Source organism: Enterococcus termitis, assembly GCF_001730305.1.
Taxonomy (GTDB): domain Bacteria; phylum Bacillota; class Bacilli; order Lactobacillales; family Enterococcaceae; genus Enterococcus_L; species Enterococcus_L termitis.
Genome location: NZ_MIJY01000003.1, coordinates 42,650 through 68,010, shown reverse-complemented (window position 1 = coordinate 68,010; position 25,361 = coordinate 42,650). Strand labels below are relative to the sequence as shown.

The 25,361-nt window shown below is 38.1% G+C and carries 21 protein-coding genes and 1 pseudogene; 9 read left to right on the top strand and 13 right to left on the bottom strand.

Translation table 11 applies throughout. The features are described from left to right. Positions 1 to 51: 51 nt before the first annotated feature. The 3 genes from BCR25_RS04005 to BCR25_RS03995 all read right to left on the bottom strand — a co-directional run bounded on the left by BCR25_RS04005 (position 52) and on the right by BCR25_RS03995 (position 2,694). Complete coding sequence (locus tag BCR25_RS04005; protein ID WP_069662335.1) at positions 52 to 1,392, bottom strand: metallophosphoesterase; 1,341 nt, start codon at positions 1,390 to 1,392, stop codon at positions 52 to 54. Between the two features lie 108 nt (positions 1,393 to 1,500). Beyond that, positions 1,501 to 1,851 carry a thioredoxin family protein gene (locus tag BCR25_RS04000; protein WP_069662334.1) on the bottom strand — a complete coding sequence of 117 codons (351 nt, stop codon included), beginning with the start codon at positions 1,849 to 1,851 and terminating at the stop codon, positions 1,501 to 1,503. 69 nt (positions 1,852 to 1,920) lie between these two features. Then, positions 1,921 to 2,694, bottom strand: coding sequence for a MerR family transcriptional regulator (locus tag BCR25_RS03995; RefSeq protein WP_069662333.1), 774 nt, complete (start codon positions 2,692 to 2,694; stop codon positions 1,921 to 1,923). A 99-nt stretch (positions 2,695 to 2,793) separates the two neighbouring features. Between BCR25_RS03995 and BCR25_RS03990 the strand changes: the two genes are divergently transcribed. Together BCR25_RS03990 and BCR25_RS03985 are read left to right on the top strand one after the other, a co-directional pair. Further along, positions 2,794 to 4,536 (top strand): ABC transporter ATP-binding protein, encoded by a 1,743-nt coding sequence (locus BCR25_RS03990; RefSeq protein ID WP_069662332.1) that lies wholly within the window; start codon positions 2,794 to 2,796, stop codon positions 4,534 to 4,536. Then, positions 4,536 to 6,311, top strand: coding sequence for an ABC transporter ATP-binding protein (locus BCR25_RS03985; RefSeq protein ID WP_069662377.1), 1,776 nt, complete (start codon positions 4,536 to 4,538; stop codon positions 6,309 to 6,311). Before BCR25_RS03990 ends, BCR25_RS03985 begins: the two co-directional genes overlap by 1 nt. A 209-nt stretch (positions 6,312 to 6,520) precedes the next feature. Here BCR25_RS03985 and BCR25_RS03980 read toward each other — a convergent pair whose 3' ends face one another. Beyond that, on the bottom strand, positions 6,521 to 6,856 hold the full coding sequence (locus BCR25_RS03980; protein WP_069662331.1) for a hypothetical protein: 336 nt from the start codon (positions 6,854 to 6,856) through the stop codon (positions 6,521 to 6,523). Between the two features lie 251 nt (positions 6,857 to 7,107). Between BCR25_RS03980 and BCR25_RS20880 the strand changes: the two are divergent. Continuing rightward, a pseudogene (locus tag BCR25_RS20880) lies at positions 7,108 to 7,197 on the top strand (DUF3788 family protein); the annotation flags it as partial. 297 nt (positions 7,198 to 7,494) lie between these two features. Here BCR25_RS20880 and queG read toward each other — a convergent pair. Further along, the gene (gene queG, locus BCR25_RS03975) at positions 7,495 to 8,649 is read right to left on the bottom strand and encodes a tRNA epoxyqueuosine(34) reductase QueG (RefSeq protein WP_069662330.1); all 1,155 of its coding nucleotides are present in this window, start codon (positions 8,647 to 8,649) and stop codon (positions 7,495 to 7,497) included. Positions 8,650 to 8,836: 187 nt separating this feature from the next. On the opposite strand from queG, the gene BCR25_RS03970 reads away from it, so the two are divergent. Then, a complete protein-coding gene (locus BCR25_RS03970; RefSeq protein ID WP_069662329.1) occupies positions 8,837 to 10,804 on the top strand; it encodes a MucBP domain-containing protein in 1,968 nt (655 codons plus the stop codon). A gap of 59 nt (positions 10,805 to 10,863) precedes the next feature. Here BCR25_RS03970 and BCR25_RS03965 read toward each other — a convergent pair whose 3' ends face one another. Together BCR25_RS03965 and BCR25_RS03960 are read right to left on the bottom strand one after the other, a co-directional pair. After that, entirely contained in the window at positions 10,864 to 11,358 is a 495-nt protein-coding gene (locus BCR25_RS03965) for an LURP-one-related/scramblase family protein (protein WP_069662328.1), read from the bottom strand. Positions 11,359 to 11,381: 23 nt separating this feature from the next. Continuing rightward, the gene (locus tag BCR25_RS03960) at positions 11,382 to 12,446 is read right to left on the bottom strand and encodes a zinc-binding alcohol dehydrogenase family protein (protein ID WP_069662327.1); all 1,065 of its coding nucleotides are present in this window, start codon (positions 12,444 to 12,446) and stop codon (positions 11,382 to 11,384) included. 214 nt (positions 12,447 to 12,660) lie between these two features. On the opposite strand from BCR25_RS03960, the gene BCR25_RS03955 reads away from it, so the two are divergent. From BCR25_RS03955 to BCR25_RS03940, 4 genes are read left to right on the top strand one after another with little or no spacing between them, the layout of a single operon-like run. Then, the gene (locus BCR25_RS03955) at positions 12,661 to 13,605 is read left to right on the top strand and encodes an AAA family ATPase (protein WP_069662326.1); all 945 of its coding nucleotides are present in this window, start codon (positions 12,661 to 12,663) and stop codon (positions 13,603 to 13,605) included. Beyond that, on the top strand, positions 13,605 to 14,681 hold the full coding sequence (locus BCR25_RS03950; RefSeq protein WP_069662325.1) for a DUF58 domain-containing protein: 1,077 nt from the start codon (positions 13,605 to 13,607) through the stop codon (positions 14,679 to 14,681). Before BCR25_RS03955 ends, BCR25_RS03950 begins: the two co-directional genes overlap by 1 nt. After that, complete coding sequence (locus BCR25_RS03945) at positions 14,671 to 16,824, top strand: transglutaminase-like domain-containing protein (RefSeq protein WP_069662324.1); 2,154 nt, start codon at positions 14,671 to 14,673, stop codon at positions 16,822 to 16,824. The genes BCR25_RS03950 and BCR25_RS03945 overlap by 11 nt, the downstream gene beginning before the upstream one ends. A gap of 59 nt (positions 16,825 to 16,883) precedes the next feature. Next, positions 16,884 to 17,993 carry an NAD(P)/FAD-dependent oxidoreductase gene (locus tag BCR25_RS03940; RefSeq protein ID WP_069662323.1) on the top strand — a complete coding sequence of 370 codons (1,110 nt, stop codon included), beginning with the start codon at positions 16,884 to 16,886 and terminating at the stop codon, positions 17,991 to 17,993. Positions 17,994 to 18,087: 94 nt separating this feature from the next. Here BCR25_RS03940 and BCR25_RS03935 read toward each other — a convergent pair whose 3' ends face one another. After that, on the bottom strand, positions 18,088 to 18,462 hold the full coding sequence (locus tag BCR25_RS03935; protein ID WP_083242578.1) for a YbgA family protein: 375 nt from the start codon (positions 18,460 to 18,462) through the stop codon (positions 18,088 to 18,090). 216 nt (positions 18,463 to 18,678) lie between these two features. On the opposite strand from BCR25_RS03935, the gene BCR25_RS03930 reads away from it, so the two are divergent. After that, positions 18,679 to 20,148, top strand: coding sequence for a peptide MFS transporter (locus BCR25_RS03930; RefSeq protein WP_069662322.1), 1,470 nt, complete (start codon positions 18,679 to 18,681; stop codon positions 20,146 to 20,148). A gap of 82 nt (positions 20,149 to 20,230) precedes the next feature. Here BCR25_RS03930 and BCR25_RS03925 read toward each other — a convergent pair whose 3' ends face one another. From BCR25_RS03925 to BCR25_RS03905, 5 genes are all read right to left on the bottom strand, one after another. Beyond that, complete coding sequence (locus BCR25_RS03925; RefSeq protein ID WP_069662321.1) at positions 20,231 to 21,394, bottom strand: cation:proton antiporter; 1,164 nt, start codon at positions 21,392 to 21,394, stop codon at positions 20,231 to 20,233. 123 nt (positions 21,395 to 21,517) lie between these two features. Continuing rightward, the gene (efp, locus tag BCR25_RS03920; protein ID WP_069662320.1) at positions 21,518 to 22,081 is read right to left on the bottom strand and encodes an elongation factor P; all 564 of its coding nucleotides are present in this window, start codon (positions 22,079 to 22,081) and stop codon (positions 21,518 to 21,520) included. Between the two features lie 190 nt (positions 22,082 to 22,271). Beyond that, on the bottom strand, positions 22,272 to 22,730 hold the full coding sequence (locus BCR25_RS03915) for a nucleoside deaminase (protein WP_069662319.1): 459 nt from the start codon (positions 22,728 to 22,730) through the stop codon (positions 22,272 to 22,274). Between the two features lie 17 nt (positions 22,731 to 22,747). Continuing rightward, the gene (locus BCR25_RS03910; RefSeq protein ID WP_069662318.1) at positions 22,748 to 24,187 is read right to left on the bottom strand and encodes a cytosine permease; all 1,440 of its coding nucleotides are present in this window, start codon (positions 24,185 to 24,187) and stop codon (positions 22,748 to 22,750) included. Between the two features lie 24 nt (positions 24,188 to 24,211). Continuing rightward, positions 24,212 to 25,351 (bottom strand): ankyrin repeat domain-containing protein, encoded by a 1,140-nt coding sequence (locus BCR25_RS03905; RefSeq protein WP_069662317.1) that lies wholly within the window; start codon positions 25,349 to 25,351, stop codon positions 24,212 to 24,214. Positions 25,352 to 25,361: the final 10 nt, after the last annotated feature.

The following is a 25,361-nucleotide window of genomic DNA, read 5'->3' as shown; positions in this document are numbered from 1 at the left end:
GCTGTACTTTATCAATGATGTCTTGGCTCTCTTTTTGACAAGTTTTTGGATTCATTCATCAGTCGTGTATCGATTATCCTCTTCATTCTTATCTTGAATAATCGAATCGATGTATTCTTTTAAAAAGCTACTGTGTTCTTCAATAATTTGATACCCTTGTTCTGCTTTAATTTTCGCTACTTCTGAATCGGTACTAAAGTCGTTACCAGAGAAGAAACGAACGTTCATGCGCCCGATAAATTCAGCAGCGATATCTAGCTCCTGCTCATCGGTCAAGCCTGCATTGATCAATTGGCCGTAGCCTAGCTTTTTCCCATCTTCCATAAAAAGCGTTTCAAGATACGTTTTATATTGTTGAACTTCTGGGGTCGTGTTACCTGTTTCTTTAGCCCAGGCATCTACATCATTGGTTGCTTTTTGGTAGTCTAAGCTCTGCCCATCTAGTTTTACTACGCCATATCCTTGTGGTGTGATTGAAAACGAGCTGGAGACGATTTCTGTCAGCTTCTCATCATTGATCGTTTCGGTCATGATATCTTGCGCATGGATATGTCCCGAAAATACGACAGGTACTTGATAGTCAGTTAATACTTGTTTAAATTCATCCGCATTATTGATGATAAAACCGTTCGAGAGTAATTGATTGTGCGCATAAATATTGTGATGCATGAAAACCAGTGTCTTTTTCTGCGCTTTTTTCGATGCGTCCAATTGTTCTTTGACCCAAGTCATTGTTTTGCCACGAATGGTTCCACCAGTTGCTGGTCTGGTTTGTGGTTCTGTGTCTTCTGGATAAATATTTGAATCAAGAAAAAGAAAATCATAGGTCGAATTGACTGCTACTGAATAGCTTAGAGAGTGTTTATCATAATTCGTTGCGTTTTGATAGCCAAAATCTGCAAAAATTTCTTTAAAATCTGCAATCGTAATTGCTTCAGTTTTTTCCTGCTTGTCTTCTACGAATTTTCTTGCCCAGCCGTCATTAACATCATGATTCCCAGGAATGACAAAAACGTTGATGCCTTTGTCCGTTAATTGTTTTAAGAAGTCTGCTAACCTTTCTGCACTGATCTTCTCCCCATTCAAAGTTAAATCACCAGTAATAATGATCATGTCCGGCTTTTTTTTGATCGCTGTTGCAATGAATGCTTGCCAGCTTTCTTCTTGATACTCTAAATCCTTGCCCGCTGCTGTCTGTTTGATTTTTTCAAAAGCTGAACCTGAATCTGTCAGACTTTTATCAAGATAATGTGGGTCACTTAACACCCAAAATTCAATGGCTGCTTTTTTATAAAGCGTTGGCTCTATCGTTTTTTTGTCCTTACCTGAATAAATGACGGCGCCTAAAATCACTGTGACGCATACGATCAGGAAGACACTTACCTTTTTCATTTTCTATTTCCCCATTCTGTTAGATTCCTTGCTATTTTATCCTTTTTTAACAAAAAAGGAGGATTGGGCAGCTAAAAAAGAAACTGCTTTACCAATCCCTATTCTCTTCTACTGTTTTGGTACTTGCATTTGCGCCCGATCTTCAAATGAATATATTTGCGCGATTGCTGCTTCTAGTTTTTTAAACTGAACAAATTTGCCTTCTCGAAAATACTCTTTTCCAGCAACAAAAAATAACAGGGTCGGTGCTGAAAAAATCAAGTATTCTGCTGCCAGCTCTTTTACTTTGTCCGCTTCCACTTCACGTAGTTCAATCTTGGGATACTTTTTCAAAAGCTCGATCAGCTTTGGTCTAAGAGCATGGCAAACAGAGCAATTTTCTTGAGAAATATATAGAAATACTAAGTGATTTTCGTTTATAAAATTCATGACTTCCTGAATCGTCTCTAATTTTTTCATCGGTGTTCATTCCTTTTTTTATTTGGCTAAATGATAACACCTTGCTCTGTCTTTATCGACTTTTCTGCTTTAGGGTTTACCGCTTACCTCGACCCAAGCTTTATAATAATCTGTATAAAATCCTTCTTGATCTTCGGCGGTCATAATGTATCGTCCAATCATCGTACCAGTTAAAAAGCCTTGTTTCGCTAAGCTTTGTTTGATCGAAAGAAAATTGTTTTTTATAGGATCTTCCGAACGGATTGTTAATAAAAACTGTTTGCAGGTACGCTTTGGTTGTGATGATAGTTGCCAAATCACTGGTTCTTCAGTGAACTCACCTTCCTCTGCAGCTAAACCATAAATAATTTCAGTTTCGTTTTGAGAATCGATATACACAACCAGGCGGGACGGATCTTCTATATATGTTTGCAGCTCATTTGGATCTTTTAAATCAACTGCAATAATCCGTTCTACGTCCAACACACCATCGCTTAATTTTTTTTCTTTTAGCTCGATCAATTGCAGTAATTGTTTTTTTCTACGTTTGATCCCTTGATAACGTTTTTCTAGTTCAGCCAATTCTGCTGCAACTCGATTTTCTGTTTCGTCTAAAATCGACCATAATTCCTCTGGTGATTTACGATATAAATTTGTCATTTTACTTATTGGAATATCTAATCTACGGTAAAAATCAATATCACTGATCGTCAATAAATCTTCCATATCGAACATTCGGTATCCATTGTCCGTATTTCTTGAAGAGGTCAATAAATTCATATCATCCCAATAACGAATTTTAGATTTGGGTAATTTCATGATTTCCGCCACTTGCCCAACGGTTAATAATTTCTCTTTATCCATACACTCACCTTCTTTCTTTTATTATAAAGAAAAATCGTTGACATTCAAGTAACTTGAAGGTGTAGAATCGTTTAGGATTGATGAAGAGGAGGAATCTATATGAAAATTATGCATTTTTTCATTAAAAAGAATAGAACACTTATTTTTGCTACAGTCTTTTTTTTATGTTTACAAATTATCGGCACTCTGGGCGTGCCATTACTCGTTGCTCAGTTGATCGATGTGGGTATTGCCAGCGGTAATGAACAATCGATAAAAATAATTGGAATCAAAATGTTGGCCATGGCTATCTTTGGTGCACTCTCAGCAATTGCTGGTAGTTATCTTTCTGCTAAGGTAGCCGCTAAATTCGGTTTTGAAACAAGAGTGATGTTTTTCGATAAGCTCCAAACATTTTCTATCAAAGATGCAGATACGTTTGGTACAGGCTCCTTACTGACAAGGATGACAAATGATGTCGATAATATTCAGCAAATGATCGTATTGTTTCTACAACTGATTTTACCAGCACCGATCATTGCCGTCTTCTCGCTTTATATGACCTTCACTTATTCTGCAAGTTTAGCGTTAGTTCCGCTGATTGCTATAACGGCCTTTGGTTTGATCGTATATCTTCTAATGAAAAAAGGAACGCCGCTTTCGCTGTTGATTCAACCTAAAATGGATAAAATCATTGTAACTTTGCGGGAATATTTTACTGGCATCAACATGATTCGAGCATTTACGAATCAAGATTATGAAGAAGAACGAACAAATAAAACATTTTCCGACTACGCAAACGGCATGATTCGAGTAAATAGTATTTTTGCTTTTATTACGCCAGTAGCCTTTTTATTAATGGGCGTTGTCTTTTCTTCTATATTATGGTTTGGCGGAAATTTAGTTGCTCTTGGTACTTTACAAATTGGAACAGTATCAGCAGTTGTCGAGTATTCTTTATTGACACTGGCTTACTTAATGATCGCAGCGATGGTTTTAGTTATGCTACCTAGGTCACTGGCTTCAGTAAAGCGGATCGAAGAAATTTTAAATACACAAGATCAAATTATTGATCCCGATCAACCAGTTTTACTTGAAACAGCTAGTTCGCAAGATACACTGATTGCTTTAAATCACGTGACCTTTAGTTATGATCAAGCGGATGAACCAGTTTTAGAAGACATTCATTTCAGTATTCCTAAAGGAAAAACCACTGCTATCGTCGGTGGAACAGGCTCCGGAAAAAGTACTGTTGCCAAATTATTATTACGACTTAGTGATGTCTCTGAAGGAGCTATTTTATTCAATGGTGTCGATATCCGCCAAACTACGCAAGAAGAGTTACGCACAAAAATCAGTTACGTTCCGCAAAAAGCCTTTCTTTTTAGTGGAACCATCAAGAGTAATTTATTGATGGGGTATCCTGATGCAACACAAGCCGATATGGATCGAGCTGCTAAAATCGCTCAACTGTCTTCTTACCTTTCTACATTAGAAGATGGGTATGATTCATTCGTCGCTCAAGGCGGCACGAACTTCTCTGGCGGTCAAAAACAACGATTATGTATTGCTAGAGCATTGATCAAGCCTGCAGAGATTTATATTTTTGACGATAGCTTTTCAGCACTTGATTATCAAACAGATGCTGCATTACGACTCGCGTTAAAAGAAGAAATGGCTGATAAAACGTTGTTAATCGTGGCTCAAAGACTAAGCACGATCCAGCAAGCAGATACGATCATTGTTTTAGATGAAGGGAACATCGTGGGTCAAGGAACACATAGCTACCTGTTACAGCATAATAAAACGTACCAAGAATTTGCCCGCTCACAAGGGATAATCAAGGAAGGAGCACATTCATGATGGAAAAATTAAATAAACAAACCTTAAAACGATTCTTTCAGTTGATTCGACCTGAACGCCCAATATTTTTTGGCTTGATTTTATCTAGTTTAATCGGTAATGCCTTAGTTATTGCTATGCCGTTTATCATGGGGATCGCCATTGATGACTTACTGACACTGATCAGCACTCATGGGATCGGTCACATCCGCTTTTCTATGATTCAAGACGCTTTAATGGGACCAGTTTTGATCCTCATTGTATTTTCGATCATCAGTAGTTTGATGTCCTATATTCAAGAACGAGTGATGGCTTCTTTAAGTGAACGAATCACATTAAGAGTCAGAAAAGAAGTCACGAAAAAGTTCAAAGCATTACCGATGGCCTTTTTTGATCAACATCAAGTAGGTGATATTTTAAGTCGGACAACCACTAGTTTAAACCAATTATCACAGGTTTTCTTAACAGGGATCAATCAATTCTTTACGTCAATTTCAACGATTGTTTTTGCTGGAATCATGTTGTTTTACATCGATGTAAAACTGACCTTGATCGTCGTTTTATTGATTGCTGGAAGTTCCTATTTAACTGGTAAAATTGCCAATAAAAACAAACAACTTGCCGAAGTAAGTCAGGCGGAACTTGGAATCTTAAATAATAAAACAGAAGAATTTCTATCTGGGAATTTAGTGACGAAGGCCTTCAATCAACAAGATCATGCAAAAAAGGTTATTTCAGAAACGAATCAAAAACATTACAACGCATTTTTAAGTGCTCAATTTATGAATTTTGCGATTTATCCAGCCATCCGTTTGGTCAACCAATTAGCATTTATCGTTAGTGCGATCATTGGAGCGTTTTTAGTCTTGCAGGGCGGGATCACGATTGGGCTGCTTCAAGCTTATTTACAGTATATCAATCAGGTTTCTGAACCGATTTCAACGGCTTCTTATGTTATTAATTCGATTCAAGCAGCCTTAGCAGCAGTCGATCGTATCTTCGAGATTTTAGATGCTGAAGAGGACGTTCCAGAAAAGACAGATCTACAGCTTATCGCTCAACCAAGAGGGGCAATTGCTTTTGAAAAGGTTCAGTTTGGTTATTCAGAAGAAAAAATGTTGATGAGACAAGTCGATTTTACTGTTAAACCGAAACAAATGGTGGCAATCGTTGGTCCAACTGGCGCTGGTAAAACGACGCTGGTAAACTTATTGATGCGTTTTTATGAGTTAAATGGTGGTCGTATCACTTTTGACGGCATAGATATTACAGATCTTTCAAGAAATAATCTACGTGAAATGTTTGGAATGGTTTTACAGAATACTTGGCTATTCGAAGGGACGATTGCAGAAAATATTGCCTATGGGCGAATGGATGCGACACGAGAAGAAATCATTGAAGCAGCTAAAATTGCTCAATGTGATCACTTTATTCGGACTTTACCAAATGGTTATGATTCGGTCATCTCTAGTGAAAATGGTTCGTTGTCTCAAGGACAGCAACAGCTGTTGACGATTGCCAGAATTATTTTAGCCAACCCGCCAGTCGTTATTTTAGACGAAGCGACTTCTAGTGTAGATACTAGAACAGAGGCACATATTCAAAAAGCGATGGATGAAGTTACCAACAACCGAACAAGCTTTGTGATTGCTCACCGTCTGTCTACGATCGAAAATGCCGATTTGATTTTAGTTATGAAAGACGGGAATATTGTGGAAAAAGGGAATCACTTAGAACTGCTAGCAAAACCTTCATTGTACGCTTCTTTGTATAATAGCCAGTTTCAAGAAACGTAAGATTAGACGTCGGTATAAACGATACAGCGCATATTCTACTTGGTTTTAAGGAGCCTATCAAAACGGATCTTTCGTTTTGATAGGCTCCCTTGTTTATTGAAATCAACTCATCGCAATGTAATTCAACTACTCTTGTTCGTTTCATTTTACTTTTGACTATTATACATCCAGAAACAGCTGTACTCTCTTTGTGTCAAACGCTATTCGTTTTAAAGTTCTGAAATATGCGATTTGCTATCATACCACAATTCTTCTGGCGAATAGACATCTTTTCCGTTTAAAATGACACTGCCTTCTTCAGTAATTTCAATTTCAGTTCCAATCCAATTACTACTGCCAAAAGCCATCAGTAGCGAACGCTTGCCTTTTCCTTTAGTAGGAGAATAGGCATCCACTAAATCTTTTGCATAGTGAGATTTAAGATAACGTGTTTCACCATTATCAAATTCTATCACCAATATATTTGAAGCGTTTTCAATCTTTGTCACTTTAGGAACATCACCTTCTGGGTAGCTTCTTTTTACATCATTGTCTTGTTTAGTCATTATAATTCCTCCTTTATTTTTAGAAAAGAGCGCGTTGAAGATGACAGCTTAAAAGGTTTAGCAAAGCGTCTTTTGCTACCCGCTGAACATTTGATCAGACTTAATTGTGATCAAAATAACTCTTGTTCAACGCAACGGCAACTTCTTTTCATTTCTCTCAATTCTTTTATTCTTATGCTCATTTATAGTTTAAGTATACCCTTATTCTATAAAAAATATAATAAAAATTTAGGAAAATTGTGAAAAAGCTGATGCGTGCACTAGTTATTGAAGCTAAAAAGAAGAGGCTGGGATAGAAACGTTTAACCCCGAGAAATAAGAAGAAATTCACGAAAATTGCCAAGCATCACAGTGAGTTTACGAGCTGATGATAATTGGTACCTACCTGGTGCTCTTCAAATTTTTGTGACCAAGTAGGTACTGTGCAACAATGTCTATCTGCGACGAGTCTTTGACGAGAAAGCATCAACTCGGTACTCGTTGTGTTTTACAGCAATTTCAGCTTATTTCCGAAGGGGTTGTTTCTGCTTCCGCCGTTTATTCGGATTCTAAGTGACTAGATTGTGACTCATAGAGTTATGTCCCAGACTCTTCTCTTGTTCACTATAGTTATGATCGAACATTCAGACTGACTCCAGCTACTGTATTTTGGTCTCTAAACGCTTGATTGCCTTTTCTATTTCATTGATTACTTCCTCATCCTTCTCTTTTTCCAATAACTCATGTAAAACAGATAACCACTTTTCTGCCTCTTTATTCCCCAATTTTCCGATGGCCCAAGCCGCAGTTGCTCGAATCACTGGTCGCACATCTTCTTTGGCACAGGCGAAAATTTCAGGCAGTGCACTTCGGTCGCCTAGATTAGCCAAAGCAATCAGTGCATTTCGCTGCAATGGCTTTTTACCACGCCAAGAACCTGACAGATGACCAAATTGCTCTTTGAATTCTTTATTGGACAAGTGAAGCATTGGTTTTAATTTAGGATAAACAGTGTCAACTTCGGGTTCCATTTCTTCATGAAAGTGAAAATCTTTTCCTCTATTGTAAGGACAAACAAGCTGACAAATATCGCAGCCATAAATGACATTATGCATTTTTTTTCGGTATTCTTCCGGCATCATCTCTTTTGTCTGCGTTTGGTACGACAAACATTTCTTCGCATTCATACTGCCGTTCCCCAAAAGAGCCTGCGTCGGGCAAGCTGTCACACATCTAGTACAATCACCGCAACCAAATGGTACTGGCTCGTCCACTTCAAAGTCAATATTCGTCACAATTTCACCTAAATAAACAAAGGAACCAAATTCTTCCGTGATCAATAACCCATTTCGACCAATAAAACCTAGCCCAGCTCTTTGCGCTACCGCTACATCAACAAGTTCTCCTGTATCCACTTGAGGCGCGAATCGCCAAGCTTCGGCTTCTTCCAAGCTTTTTGCCTGAGACTGAATAAAATCGATCAATTTAGCTAAACGATCTTTCAGTACATCATGATAATCGATTCCCCAAGAAGCTCTGGCAAACATGCCTCGTTTTTCATCTCTTGGTACTTTTTCACTAATTTTTGTTGGATACGCTAAAGCGATCGAAATAATTGTTTTAGGATTCTCAAATGTCTTTTCTGGATAAATCCGCTCTTCAATCACTTGATGCTCAAATCCAGAGTTAAATCCTTTTTCCCTCTGCTCATTTAATGAGGCTTCCAACTCATAAAAAGGTTCCGCAGAAGCAAAACCGATTTTATCGATCCCTAAACGTTTACTTTCCGCTATGATTTTTTGTTTTAATGACATAATAAGCTCCTTTATTTAAAAGTAACGAATAACAATTTCAAAAAGACAATCGTTTTATTTCTTTTTTTATTAAAAAAACATATTTATTAAAATAAAACGATAACTTTTATATAAAATTATGATAAAATGATTTGATGATTTTTTTTCATTCACACATACTTTATCATGAATACCGGAGGAAATACATATGAAAAGAACCAACTCAAGAACAATTCACACAAGAAAAAATATACACAAGTTATTACTTCTGTCTCTTCTGACACCAACACTACTAAGCCCTTCACTTGTTTTTGCTGAAGAATTTTCAGCAGATACTGAGCCAACTGCTAATAGTCAAACACAAGAAAGTGAAGATATGGCCAATGATTTCACTAAGATGTCATCTTCAGCTGCGACAGAAACGTCAAGCATCGATGCATCCACTGAAACAACTTCTACAACTGTTGAAGAACCTCCAGCTTCACTGACTAGCTCAGAACCTATAGCAGAGACGACAACTGAAACAATACCTGAGACACCAGCAACATTCAGCAACGATTTAGTAGTAATACCTGATCCTGCATTAAAACAGGAAATATTAAAGACCTTAGGATTACCGACCGACAGTGAATTAACAACAACGGATATGGAAAATCTAACAGATCTTTACTTATATTCAGCTCAAATCAGTAGTCTTTCTGGTTTAGAAACTGCCGTAAATTTAAGAACCATCTATATGAATACAGATAATGCTATTACAGATTTCAGCCCGCTAGAAAAATTGACTGCCCTAACTTTTGTGACGCTTCAAACTAAAAGCTTAACTAGCACTAACTTCCCTGATTTACGTAATAGTCCAGGAATCACTAATCTTTCTTTAGGCTCAACAAGTATCGATGATGCTATCTTACCCAAGATTGCTCAAATGTCAGGTTTGACAAGAATATACCTAGATTCAAATATGCTGATCACAACCATCGAGCCACTAAAAGTGTTACCTAATTTACGTTCACTTTCAGTTCAATTTTGCGGAATTACTGATTTTACTGTTATCAAGGACTTTCCTGCTCTAAATGACTTAGCGGCTTTTGGTCAAAATACTGGGAGAAATGATTTACCAACAGCGATAGGACGTTCGTCTTTGGATTATGATAGCGAAAAGCAAACCCTATTTTTACCATTTTCGATGATGCCAAATCGAATGACTAATTTTGATGGCTATATTCCACCGTTTACAACCTCACCGACTTCCAGCAATACCTATTTAGACTTTAACGGTACACAATTACCCGCGGATCGATTACAAATCGATGATCAGGGAATTACTATTTTAAATGTGACTGCTGATGAATTTAGAAGCATTAACAGTTTTGAATACAACGCTCGTTTAAATAATCCTGTCGGTTCTTATGCTACGCCTGACGGTTTTGGTTTTTATGCAATCTCAGCAGGAACCTATCTTCATCAATTTAATGTGCTTGAAGATGGTCAGCCAGTAACGATCCATTATCGAGATACTGACGGCAATGAATTACTGCCGAGCCAAACCCTTAATGGTTTAGTCAGCGAAACATTCGATGTACCAATCCAGACAATTCCTAAGTATGATTTGGTGGAAACCATCGGAAATACCTCTGGTGTTTTTTCTGATCAAGAACAAGAAATAATCTTTATCTATGAAAAAATAGAAGATACTATTATAAAAGAAAAAGGACGTGTTCTTGTTCACTATGTTGATACTGATAATAACACAATAAAAGATCCAGCCATACTTTCAGGTAAGGTCGGCGAAGCATTTACTGTAAAAAAACCATCTATTGAAGGATTTACCTTTAAAGAAATCAGAGGAAATGAGCGCGGGATTTTTAGCAAAGAAGATCAAGTTCTGACTTATGTGTATGCTAAAACAGAAGGCAAAGTAGAAGAAATCACTCCAGCCAAACCTTCTGATCCAAAAGAACCTAGTAAGACAAGAGAAAAGAAGCCTGTGAAGACAACTGTTACTCCAACAACAAACAGCACCAAGACTAAAGAAAGTCAAAAAAAGACAACCACCACCATTTTTCCAGCTACAGGTGAAAAAACAAATGCCTCTTGGTTATGGTTAGGTTTCGCTCTATTGATAAGTGCCTATTCTTTCTTTAGCTTCAAAAAAGCAAAACAACATAGAAAATAATTTTTTAAAGAACAAAGAAAGACCGACTACTTCTAAAGCCGATCTTTCTTTTTTTATTCTTAGGATGAGCTTGAGGCCGAGGCAGCTTCTTCTTGTTTTACAAAATCAATCGCTATAACGACAGAAATGACCAAGTGTTCCAAAGTCTCATCGTAAACTTCTACCTCGAATGTATCTCCCCAAGTAAACCATTTTTCATTGATCGCAGCAACAACCTTACCTCTGCGTAAAATAGTAAACTGCTTATCCCACCAATCGCCTTGAATAGTTAAATCTTCCGAATCTATTTGATATTTTGCTTTAAAAAAAGTGAGTTGTTTTTCAATAATCAGTTCCTCTTTGCCATCCACAGCCACAAAAAATTTAGGCAACCAGCTAAATACCTTCTTCGTAATCGTACCAATGACCTGATCATTCAAATCTTTTATCGTAAATACTTTGGGAATCGAAAGAAAGCTGCCTTCAACAATGTACTTATCCTGTTCGTTTTCGTCTTTTACAGTAAAATGACCGCCAAAACTAAATACTTTTTGTTTAATATATAGTCTACTCATCAAAACGCCCCCTCTAGTTCCTTTCATTTTCCCATAGAAGACGCTTGAATACTACCATTAAATGGACCGCTGACCACAACTTTGCCTTGCATGTGACCTGATTCTACCTCCGCTGTTGCTTGCTTTAAACTAACCGCATTGATCCCCTCTTTATAAGATTTCGAAAGCGTACTTGTTAATTTTCCTTGATCCATCAATTTAGCAACCAAAGCTAGTATTTCTCCTTGTGATTCAAGCCGATACGCATAATCCGTTTTAGCAAACATATACTCCCAATCGAAACTAATCGATTTATCCTTTAAACAAGCGATATCTATCGGCGAATCCAGCCCAACGATCGTTCCCAGATGTCCAAAAGGAGCGAGCAATTCTACTAATAAATCAAAATACGGGCGAACATCAAATAAAACTGCACTGTAGTCAACACTAGTAACGCCTATTTTGGCTAATGCTTCTTTGATATCTTGATGATAATCGATCGAATGATCCACGCCGTGTTCTTCAAGCCAGTTAAATTTAGCTAGACTGGCCGTTCCGTATACAGTTAAACCAGCCCACTTTGCCAGTTGGGTTAAAATCGAACCCACACCTCCAGCAGCATTGATCACTAAAATCGTTTTCCCCCGATTCGCATTCTCTTTTGGCAGGAGAGCAAATTTCTCAAATAGTAATTCATACGCCGTTAATGCAGTCAGCGGTAGCGCGGCGGCAGCTTCATCACTTAAACCTTTAGGGGCAAGCGCGACGATTCGCTCATCTACTCGCTGATACTCTTGGTTACTACCAGCACGTTTAGTTGTACCTGCGTAAAAAACACGATCTCCAACTGAGAATTTTTCAACGTTTTCCCCAATAGCAACAACTTCTCCCACACCATCAAATCCGAGGACGGTCAACTCAGCTTTTTTCTTTGCTGTTTGCCTTAATTTTGTATCCACCGGATTGATAGAAACTGCTTTGACTTTCACTAAAATATCTCGTGGTTCAAGATTTGGTACTGTACTATAGGCATCTACAAAACTTGCCTGTTCTTCAAGTGGTAATCCTTCGTAAAAACCAACTGCCTTAATGAAATCAGTATTGGTCATTAGTTATTCCCTCCTTTGAGTTTCTCTCTTCCAGTATGAACACATTCATGCAGCTTTAACACTTTTATGCTCACTAAGAGTAGTAAAAAAACAAGCGCTTTCTTAAGAAATACTTAGGGAACTTGAACTGACGTATGGTTAACTATACAATAAAAGAAACCTATTCAGTCAAATATAATCATTCTAAAAATATAGATAGGAGGCGAAAGCCCGAATGCTCGAATCAGCTTATGAAAAAATCACATTATTAATCAATGAAATGGAAAAGGTCATTTTAGGTAAACGAGAGGTCCTTCAAATGACCGTAACAGCTTTTTTGGCTGGTGGACATGTTTTACTAGAAGATATCCCTGGCGTTGGGAAAACAACGATGATAAAAACCTTAGCCAAAGCGACACACGGAGAATTCAATCGAATCCAATTCACGCCTGATCTTTTACCTAACGATATTTTAGGTGTGTCTATTTTTAACACAGTCTCTCAAAGTTTTGAATTCCATAAAGGACCTATTTTTACAACCGTTCTACTTGCAGATGAAATCAATCGTACTACACCAAGAACACAGGCCGCCTTATTGGAAGCGATGTCTGAAAAGCATGTGACGATCGACAACCATACATATCCTTTAGATGAACATTTCTTTGTCCTAGCTACACAAAATCCTTTGGACTACGAAGGAACCTACCCTTTACCAGAGGCACAGCTAGATCGTTTTTTATTTAAGCTTAAAATTGGTTACCCTGAATTCCCAGATGAATTAAGACTAGTGATGCAACAAACTGGAAATGAAGTAAATCAAGTCCAGCAAATCATGGATGCTTCTGATATTAGTCAGCTCAAGAAAATGGTTGAAGAAGTTTATGTAGATCCTCAAGTTGCCAGATATGCCTTGCAGCTGGTTCACGCTACTAGAAATCACGACGGCATCGCACTTGGCGTTAGTCCTCGAGGATCAGTTGCTTTTATTCGTGCTGCCAAAGCTTTTGCCTTAACTCAAGGACGAGGCTATGTTAGTCCCAATGATTTACAACAAATTTTACCGGCAACATTTGGGCATCGGCTATTGCTAAAAGGGGGAATCTCACCTTCTAACGAACAATTGGAGGAGCTGTTTACACAAATCTTGCGACGTGTCCCAGTTCCAGTTAGGAAGTCCTAATGAAGAGAAAAAAGATCCAATCATTGACAAAAATTGGTGCTAGTATGCTTTTTTTCATAGGTGTCTTCTTATATGCAGTAGTTTTTAACAACTCAACTGGCTGGCTACTCTTTTTCTTTTTGAGCTTTTTATTTTTGTTTGATTTATTGACACTGATCCCTTCCACAAAAAAAATTGAACTTCGGCTAACGGAATCAGCTGTCTACACCGCTTTTGAGCAAAGTAGGATTGTGTGTGAACTATTTCGCTACCGGCCAACGTTACTGCCAATTCCTAGACTTCTGATAGTTCCTATTGGGAACAGTTCATTGGAACAACAATCGTTTTACTTATATACAGGTCAAAAAAAGGAAGTATCTTTTCAATGGACTCCAGCACAAAGAGGATTTTTTCAAGAACTTCCTTTTGTCTTCATCAGCTCTGATTGGCTGGATCTTTTCACCAAACAAACAACCATCAATTTAAGGGGCCCTTTTATTGTACAGCCAGTCATTCAGCAAGAGATTTCTGAAAAACTGTATGAACAGTTACTTATATTTCAACCTAATTTAGCACTGGCTTTCGGTACTCAAACTTTCTTGATCCGAAATTTCCGTCCTTATCAAAAAGGCGACGCACTGCATTCAATCGATTGGAAACAAACTGGTAAAAGAAATGAATTAATCGTCAAAGAATATGAGCATGAATCAGAGAGCGATACACACTTTTTATTCTATGGAATCGCTCATGAACAGTTCGAAGAGATCCTTTCGATCTATTATTCATTTACTCAACTAGCTAAAAATAAACCAAATTTCGAACAAGTGATCTTAGCAAATATTCCAGACGATGCATCTCAAGAATATCTCTTAGCAACAATTGAACCTCTGCTGGAAGAACCAATTATTCCTACTTTTTCCAATCAAAAGCTTGTGCTATTCAGCCCTGCTCTGACGCCAAACTTAAAGGAGCAACTTCATCTATTGCAGAAAAACAATGAGCTATTTTTAATTACCTTTGAAAACAATGAGCTTTGTCTATTTTGGAAAGATCAAGTGATTAATTTTGCGAAGAGGGGGGACTCGATTGAAAAATAGAATAAAAGAAAAATGGGGCTTAGGACTGCTCAGTTTTTTAATGCTTGTTACAACGGCGATCCCCTTTCTAACGGTTTATCAATTAAATCAAGCTTCGACGCCTTTTTTTATCAGCATGCTTGCCGCGTTTTGTTTGATTGCGGTACTATTTAAAAGTCACTTCGTAAAAATACCTTTGTACCTCTTTACTTATTTGTACACACTCTATCACTATTTTCCATTAAAGGAACGTTTTGGTATTAGCTGGTTAAAACACTTTTTTGATATTTCTGTGCAAGCTTATTTCAACATGCTTTCTGGAGAAATCAGTTATTTACCTGATTTTGTTGCATTCGTATTGATTTTGTTTTTAATGATTTTTTTAGCGATACTGCTTATTCATTATGAGCGGTGGGTTTTTAGCTATTTATTGTTGGTCGGTTATTTACTGATGCTGGCAGTGTTCAATCGTTTGAATCTAAGCTGGCAGGTGATTATAATGACTTGTAGCGCTGTTCTGTTTTATAAGTTAAAACATTCCTTCCACACAAACTCAAAGAACAAGATGATCTTTACGCTTTTAACTAGTATGTTGTTAGGTTTAACTGCTGCAAGTGCCTATTTTTTCCCGATCGCTGTTCCAAAATCAAAAGCGTTTCTTTTTACGCAAACTGCTGGACTGCGAACCGCTTTAAATCAACAAGGCTTGTATCAACAGATCAATCAATATGGCATAAACTCTTCTGCAATGACAGGATTTAGTGAGGATGATTCAAAACTCGGCGGTCCAATGCAAGATGATCAAACAGCCCTTTTTACAGCTAAACAGTCAGCTGAACATTATTGGAGAGTGGAAACAAAAAATAATTATACTGGCAAAGGTTGGAATAACATTGCTAAAGTAACTCCTGATCCGCTTGGACAGCCATTAGTGATTTCGACTAATTCTGAGTATCAAGGAGCTTTTAAACCAGCTGAAATAATCACATTTTCATTTAGTACAGCCAAGGAATATTTACCTTATCCATATGGCAACAGCACCGTTCCCTTTGAAGAGATCGGTCAAACTGAAAAAATCGAGGAAAAAAATCGTATTATTCTTTCAGATAAACCTAAAAACTTTCAAATTACTTGGGAGGAACCAGATTTTTCAATAGAAAGCTTACAACAGGTTGCTTTAGAAACTAACGTCGATATCCAAACAACACAAGTGCCACATACGCTTCCTAAGCGAGTACAAGAATTAGCATATTCATTGACCGAAGATCAAGAGACATTGTATGGTAAAGTCAAAGCTGTCGAGCAATATTTAAAAAAAGACGGAGACTACCGCTATTCGAAGGTCGATGCGGCTTATACCCCTGAATCAGAAGACTATGTTGATTACTTTTTATTTGATTCAAAGGTTGGCTACTGTGATAACTTTTCCAGCGCGATGACGGTTCTGCTGCGTTCAGTCGGTATTCCCAGTCGTTGGGCTAAAGGCTTCAGCTCTGGTGAACGGACAAGCGGCACAGGTCAACAAAAGGTCTATACAATCAGAAATAGTGATGCTCATTCATGGCCTGAAGTGTATTTTGAAGGATTCGGATGGATTCCATTTGAACCTACACCAAGTTTTACCAATAATGCCAGCCCAGCCACTGGCACTGTCAGTTCTACAACAAATGAATCTCAAAGTACTACTTCTGAATCTACAACTGTAAACAGCACTAAAAAAACAAAAACGACTACTGAAAGCACTACACAAGATTCGCAAATAGCTGAAAAAGAAAAAGCCTCCAACTGGCCAGATTTTTTAAGAAACATTTTTTGGGGTTTCTTAGTCATTCTGCTACTGATTAGTGCCTACTTTTTGAAAAAATATTACTTTATTCTTTCGTTGCGTGTGTATCTAGCAGTTCATCCACAGCAATTCAGCGGTGCTTATATTCGGTTATTAAAAAAAGCAGAGAACATCTTGCAACGAGCAGATAATGAATCATTGATTATGTATGCTACTCGCTTTGAAAAAGTTTATCCACAATTTCATGGGAGTTTTTATCAATTAACTGAATTATACGAACAAAATTTATATGGAAAAATCAAGCCTAGAAAATCAGACTACGCAGGTTTATTGCTGCATACAGGAAAATTATTGACACCATTGAAACAAGTAAAATAACTTCCGTTATTCTCTTAGCGTTTGAAACCTTTTTCCAACCTCTTATAAAGGAGTTTTTTATGAAAAAATTAGCGATTATCGGCGGCGGAATCATCGGTTTGACTCTAGCCAATTATATTGATTTAAGCAAATACAACGTTACACTTTTTGACAATCCTACAGGACAAGCGACAAAAGCCAGTGCCGGGATCATTTCTCCCTGGCTGTCAAAACGGCGCAATAAAAAATGGTATCATTTAGCCAAAAGTGGTGCAGCTTTTTATCCTAAATTGATTCAGGATTTCTCTTTGCCCCCATCCGTATATCAGCAAACAGGAACCTTAATTCTTAGAAAAGATGGGGAGCTAGAACCATTAGCAAGGCTAGCTGAAGAACGTAAATTGTCAGCGCCTGAAATCGGAGACATTCAACTGTTGCATGCTCAGGAGGTCTCAACAAGGCTACCTTTACTGAAACAGTTACCTGCACTTTCGATCTCTGGCGGCGGAAAGCTAGACGGCGCAAGCTATTTAGATCATCTACGACGGCATGCTGTTCAGAAAAATATTGAACTAAAAACCGTTTCTGCTCAGCTAGAACGCACACAGAGTCACTGGCTGATTCACACAGAAACTCAAACGGAAGCTTTCGATACGGTTGCCTTATGTGCTGGTCCCGGACTTTCTGATTTGCTTACTCCTTTAGGATACAAAATAGATATTCGTGCACAAAAAGGGCAATTACTAGCATTTGAAACGAGCTACAAGAATAGCGGCAACTGGCCCGTTGCGATGCTGGATGGCGAAAGTGATTTAATTCCATTTGAAAATGGCAGGATCTTGATTGGTGCAACTCACGAAAATGAGGCGGGATTTGATTTGACGCCAACAGAGGAAGCTTATACACAGCTAAAGCAAAAATCGATTCCTTTTCTTTCAAACAGTGCTTTTTTTGAGGACCATTCTTTTGCGTATCGAGTAGGTACTCGCGCGTATACATCAGATTTTGCGCCGTTTTTCAATTGTCTACCTAACGACTCGACTGCTGTAGTTGCCAGTGGCTTAGGTTCGTCCGGTTTGACGACTGGACCTTATATTGGTTTTCTCTTAGCGCAGTATTTCAATGAAGGACAGCATAACTGGCAAGATTTTCAAAAAACGATCGACACCTATATCGTTAAAGAGTACTGATGGGCATAACTAAAAAGGTAACTGGGCTATAACTCTACAAGCTACTGCTCAGTTACCTAAAATGGTTACATACTTTCAATCTAGCTTCGTCTGTTTACGGAAAAAATAGCTTTGACTGATATAAGTATGCTTCATCATATTTTATGATCAATTCCTTTAAAAAAGAAAATAACTGATCATTGTCTAATGAAAAATTTTCTGAAAGATCCGCATATACCTCGCGTTCTTCTTCTGTTGCCAGCTTTTTAAAATAGCCCCAGACATGCTGATACGCATTCAGTTTATTTCCTTTGTGATCCGGTTGTGCCAGAGCATGTTGGATATACTGCTGAAACAGCACTTCTTTTTCTTCATTCCATTCCTTACCTGATACTAGCTTTCGAATCGCTTTATAATCATTTTGAGACTTTGATAAAATCAAGTACTTCAAGGTTGCCCATTCTTGTTGTTTTTTTATAATTTCTTTCAAAAAATCCCCTCTCTTTCTTATAAATTAATGATTTAATTTGCCTTAAATACTACATTATGAAAAAAAGATGATATAAAACGCTTCAATTTCTTATACTCTAATCATTAAATTTTATGACAATTAAAAGAGTAACGGGTTAGAATGTATGATGTATATTTTCAGAAAATAAACATTTAGTGAATTTTCTGAATATTAAAAAGAATTGAGGTTATTTCTATGAACGAACAGCAGCTAGATAAATCTTTTTTAGGTCAGCCTAAAGGTTTGTCCACCCTTTTCTTTACTGAGATGTGGGAAAGATTTAGTTACTATGGCATGCGGGCAATTTTACTCTACTATATTTATGATACAGTGGCAAATGGCGGGTTAGGTTTACCAAAAGAAACTGCCTTGGCAATTATGTCGATTTATGGTTCTCTGGTATTCATGTCTAGTATTATCGGCGGTTGGATATCCGATCGTGTATTAGGCGCCAGAAAAACAGTTTTCTTCGGCGGAATCTTCATCATGGTGGGTCACATTGTATTAGCAACGCCGTTTGGTGTCGCTGCGCTATTTCTGTCCATTCTTTTGATCGTTATCGGCACAGGAATGTTAAAACCAAATGTGTCTGGTATGGTCGGACACCTTTATTCAAAAACTGACACACGTCGGGATGCAGGCTTTTCTATTTTTTATATGGGAATCAACATTGGAGCCTTGATTGCTCCATTTGTCGTTGGAACACTTGGTCAAACATATAACTACCACATTGGTTTTTCTGTAGCAGCTTTTGGGATGTTCTTTGGCCTACTACAATATCATTTTCAAGGAAAAAAATCTTTATCTGGAATCGGCTTGGCACCAACAAATCCAATGGATACAGTGGAACGAAAAAAATTCATGCATTCGTTACTAGTTGCACTTGGTGTAGCCGTTATCCTTTTCGGCGGCGCCTTTGTCTTAGGTCGCTTAACAATCGATTTCTTTATTAACGTCGTCAGTATCATCGGTATTTTGCTACCAGCATATTATTTTGTCAAAATGATGACTTCAAAAGATGTTACAGACGAAGAAAAGCCCCGTGTCTTGGGCTACATTCCTTTATTTTTAGCTGGCATCGTCTTTTGGTCACTGGAAGAACAAGGTTCTTCTATCCTAGCTTTATTTGCAAATGAGCGAACTAAAAGCACTTTGTTTGGTTTTTCGATCGCACCTAGCTGGTTCCAGTCATTGAATCCAATCTTCGTTGTTGTTTTAACACCGATTTTTGTTGCATTATGGACACGATTAGGGAAAAGACAGCCTTCAACAGTCGTTAAATTTTCTTTAGGACTCGTTTTTGCCGGACTTTCCTTTGTTTTATTGATGCTCCCGGGATTATTATATGGAACAGAAGGACAAGTCAGTCCATTATGGTTGTTCTTTAGCTTCTTTATAATGATCGTTGGCGAAATGTGCATTTCTCCCGTTGGACTCTCTATTACAACGAAGTTAGCACCTAAAGCATTTGAATCGCAAACAGTAGCTATTTGGTTACTGGCAGATGCCGCTTCACAAGCAATTAATGCCCAAATTGCCCGTTTTTATACACCGCAAACTGAATCAGCATATTTTGGGATCGTTGGGATCGTGGCAGTGATTGCCGGAATTATTCTGATTCTTTGCAAAAATCCAATCAAAAAATTAATGGGTTCTGTTCATTAGACTAAAAAAAAAGCTAGAACAGTTGACAAAAAAGACACGGAAATTGATCTTCAAATTTCCGTGTCTTTTTTCTTAGCCTTCTTTAGTTTTCTAACTGTTTACTTTGCCTAACAATCGTTGCTTTTAACAACAACGGTGCAATGATCGTCGTTGCAATCACCACAATGATCACCGATGAATAATATTCCTCTGAAAGAAAACTAGAGGTTAAACCCACTTGAGCAATAATTAGCGCCATTTCCCCTCTGGAAACCATTCCCGAACCAATGATCAAGGTCGAAATCCCTTTAAATCCAGTTGCTCTGGCACCTAGAGCGCCACCTAATAATTTCGATAAAACAGCTACAACAGTCAAAATAAGGATAAATAAAAGATGTTTAGACATGCCGGTAAACGTCATGTTTAAACCAATCGAAACAAAAAACATAGGAATAAATACGGCGTAACCAATCGTTTCCAGCTTTTCATCCACCCGTTTGCGATAATCTGTTTGAGCAATCGCTACACCTGCAAAAAAAGCACCGATAATCGCACCCATATCCAGCATTTCTGCAAAATAAGCGAAACCTAAACAAACAACTAGGGAAAACGCCGAAACCGCTTCGATTGTGATCAATTTTTCGCTTAGATTCAACAGCCAGGGAACCAGCCATTTACTTGCTGCAAAAATCACAATAAAAAAGAAAACCTTCAATAGCAACACTTCCCACAAGGGTAAACTACTATCCGGTGTCGAGCGGTTCATTAAACTCAACATGATCCCTAAAATCAATACCACCACAATATCATCAACTACTGCTGCACCAAGGATCGTGGCACCTTCTTCTGTATCGATTTTTTTCAAATCTTTCAATACTTGCACAGAAATACTGACCGATGTCGCACTAAAAAGTACACCTAGAAAAATAGAATTCTGAACCGAAAACTGAAAGAGCTCTCCTACGCCAAAACCCATAGCTGCTGGAAAAAGAATTCCCATTAAAGCTACTGCCAATGCCGGATGCCAATATTTTTTCAGCAGTTCCAGATCACTTTCCAGTCCTGCAATAAACATTAAAATAATAACACCAATTTCTGAAAAATAATGCATAAATTCATCCGGTTTAATCCACCCTAACATAGCAGGCCCAATCAAAATACCAACCAATAATTCTCCGATCACTGAAGGTATACCGATTCGATTACAAAAATGTCCGGCAAGTTTAGTGAATAATAAAACCAGGCACAATGTTAATAAAAAAAACATACTGCTCTTCCTTTCTAAAAAAAACGTTCTGTTTGATTATAACATGCTTCACTGATTTTCCCTTGCAGCGAGGATTGCAGCAGACACAAAAAAACCAGCAGATAACTGCTGGCTAGATGTCGATTACTTAGATGCACGTTTTAAATACGTACCTTCTTGTGTATTGATTTCTAATAGTTCATCTGCTTCGATAAAGTCAGGAACGTTGACTACTAATCCTGTTTCCATCACAGCTGGTTTACCAGAACCTGAAACAGTCGCACCTTTGATCGATGGTTGTGTTTCTTGTACACGTAAAACAACTGTTGTCGGTAAAGTAACACCAATTACTTCTGAACCGTAGAATTGAATTTTTACTTCCATGTTTTCAAGAAGATATTTCAATTCATCTTCAATGACCGTTGTAGGAATTTCATATTGTTCGTATGTTTCTAAATCCATGAAATTCGCTGTGTCATCTTGGCTGTATAGATATTGTACAGGTTTGCTTTCGATGAACGCTTTTTTCACTTTATCATCTGGACGCATTGTTGTATCTGTCGTCGCACCTGTACGGACGTCTTTTAATTTCATACGCATAACGGTATTGCCTTTACCTGGTTTGTGGTGGCTGGCTTCCATTACACGGATCAATTTTCCGTCTTGCTCAAAAGTCATGCCTGCTTTAAGATCGCTTACTGCTATCATATTATAGTTCTCCTTCTTCTGTTAAGTTTGATCGTCGCTATTAAAAATAGTGACGCTACTATACTCCTAGACTATTGTAGCAGATTCACAGCAGTTATTCTAGCGAATACGCATGTCTATGATGATTTTTTCATACTATACACAAAAGAACCGACTGCATCTTTTTTTGCAACCAGCTCTTTTAATGAAATTATTCCATTTTTTGGGAAATCTCGTCAAATTTCGTCCACAATTCATCACATTCCGCGCAACTGCCTGTGTGAATCATCGCAAGTGGTGATTGGTCTGAGCCATCTAAATAATGGCGTAAATGCATGTCAGAGAAGCCATGTTTGGCCGCATCTTCTCGTGTGTTTGAATAATAAACTGTTTTGATTCCTGCCCAAAGGATCGCTCCTACACACATTGGACAAGGTTCACAAGTCGCGTAAATCTCACAATCAGATAAATCCATCGTATCTAATTTTTTGCAGGCTTCACGCACAGCTATCATTTCTGCATGTGCAGATGGATCCGTATCTTTCATCATTGTATTACTGACCGATACGACCACTTCGCCATTTCTGACCAACGTAGCACCAAATGGTCCGCCGTATTTCTTTTCCATTCCTAAAACAGTGGCCTCTGCCGCCATTTTCATGTAGTCCATGATTTTCCCTCCTGTGTTTAATTATTTTCTTTCATCAGTTTACTAAGAACACTATAGACAATAAATGAAAAGATCAAGCCAGAGAAAAACGCAAAATCATTGATCGTTTTCAAAAATGATAGTGATTGTAAAAAGGCTCCTGACATAGTGAGAACAAAACTGATTCCTAAGGTTAACATCGCTTTTTTATTATATCCGGATTTAAATTCACCTAAATTTCCTTCTTCTACATAGATATCCTCTAAATTGATCACTTGTTTATGTTCAACGTAAAAGCTAGCCAGCATAATACCAGCGATTGGACCAAACATAGATCCGATGAAACTATAAAAATAAAACAACGTTGAGGCATTTTCTACCAATTTCCACGGTAAGATCATTGTACCAATGATAGCAGTCAATACACCAGCCTTTTTAACATCAAGTACTTTAGGAAATAGGGAAGACATTTGCAGCCCAGCAGGAAACAGATTGCCAAATACAACGAACGCCAATGCCCCCATATTCAATGCTAGGATCAAAACAAAGACTGCAAAAGTATTATTGATTTTATCAAAAGCGTTAACGATGTTGAAAATCGGCTCACCAAATGCAATTTGTGTTCCCGCAATCAAGCCAACACATGTTATGGCAAATAGAATATAAGATAAAATAAATCCTAACGGTAACCCAATGATCATCGCTTTGGGTGTTTTCGCTTTTTGGGTAAAGTCTCCGATATTCACGATTGGACCTGCCCAGTTTGAAACTAGCGCACTAACACAAGCAATAAATACTATTGGACTCGTTGTTGCATTTGCAGGTGTATACGCTAAAATTGGACCAAAGCCGCCAGCAATCTGAATCGTCCAAATCGCCGCACCAATGATAAAGACGTAGACGATCGGAGAGGACCAATTACCAAATTTATCCAATACTCTTGTCCCACCTAAAAACAGAGCTACGGTCACACACCAAACGATCAAATAACTAAGCATCGTAGGCGCCGGCATTCCCAAAATCGTCATTCCTCCGCCAATACTCATATAATTTGGAATGATTCGGCTAAATAACACATCTAAGGACTGTGCACTAACTACACTTTGTGTTCCAAAAAAGACGACTCCGGCAATCAATCCCCGACATAACGCTGGAATGATCGCTCCTTTGACACCAAATACGGATCGTAGCAGCATGGGAAAAGGCAACCCGTATTTAGCAGAAGCAACCCCATTCAAAACATAAAAGATCGAGACGATCAACGCGGACAACATAACAGCTGAAAGAACTTGCTTCGTATTCAACCCCAATAAGAAAAATCCTGCTACCGTCATATACGAAAGGATATTGTGGACTGCTCCCATCCATAATGTCACATAGTTAAAAACACCCCAATTTTTATCTGCTCCTGTTTTAGGCAAGAGGTCAGCGGAGTAGGTTGGCATCGTTTCGACAGTTTGTTTTTCTACTGATTCCATCGTTTTTTCCTCCAATACATTTCTTTAGTTTTTTACTAACTGAAGTGATTGTGCTTTATGCTCTGAAAATAATGGATTACCTGGATTTAGCTGAATTGCCTTATCCATCGCTTTGATTGCTTCTTGATGGCGATTTAAGCTGCGTAGACTATTCGCCTTATGAAAGTAGAAATCCACTCGTTCGGGATAATCATTCAATAAATCATCCATCCATTCGATTGCCGCCTCATGCTGTCCAAGTTCTCTTAACAAATTTGATTTATGATAACGATAAAAGAAGCTTTCATCTGTTTCGATTGCTTGATCATAGATTTGAAGTGCCCGCTCATTTTCCCCCAGCATCCGATATGCATTCGCAATATAAAAAGCAAACTCAGGGTCCAGTTGCCAGCCTTTTTCATAAAAAGTAATCGCAGTCGAGTAATCTTTTAAACGCTGATACGTATAACCTAGATAGTAAAGGACATCTAGACTTGTTTGCTCCTGTTCCTCGAGCAGTTCAAGCGCTTGCTTTAGTTTATCTTCTCTTAATAGACTTCTGATTTTTTTGAAAAACGATTGCTCCACTTCTTTTTTCTCTATGATCGCAATTAATGATTCATTAGCTGATTCTTTAGCATAATCAAGGGCATTTTTTCCTGTATCGTCGGTTTGTTCACTATCTGCTTGATGCCAAATAAGCTCACGGATCACATCACGGTACAAAAAGCCGCCATTTCCCAAAATCGTTGCTTCTAATAACGCTGACCAGCTTAATCGATTGACATGATTGACCGGTACTCCCGCCTCTAGACAGAGTTGGACTGTTTTTAAATAGCCTTTTTCACTAGAAGGAAGTAGAGCCGTTCCGCCAAAACGATTGACAGATGCTAGATCCGCTCCTGCATGAAGCAACTCATGAACGATCTCATCAAACCCATTAGCTGCCGCGCAGATAAAAGGAGACAAACTAGTGTGATCTTTTTGGTTAACATCTGCTCCAAACGCAAGCAGGACCTTAACGATGTCTAAATTATTTTGCTGAACAGCCAGCATTAAGGGTGAACGACCCAGAGCATCTGTCACTGAGATTTCAGCACCTGCTTTGAGAACTCGTTCAACATCTTCCAGCCTTCCAAGCGACACCGCTTCAAGTAATTGTTGATCTGCTTTTACTACAGTCATCACCTTCACT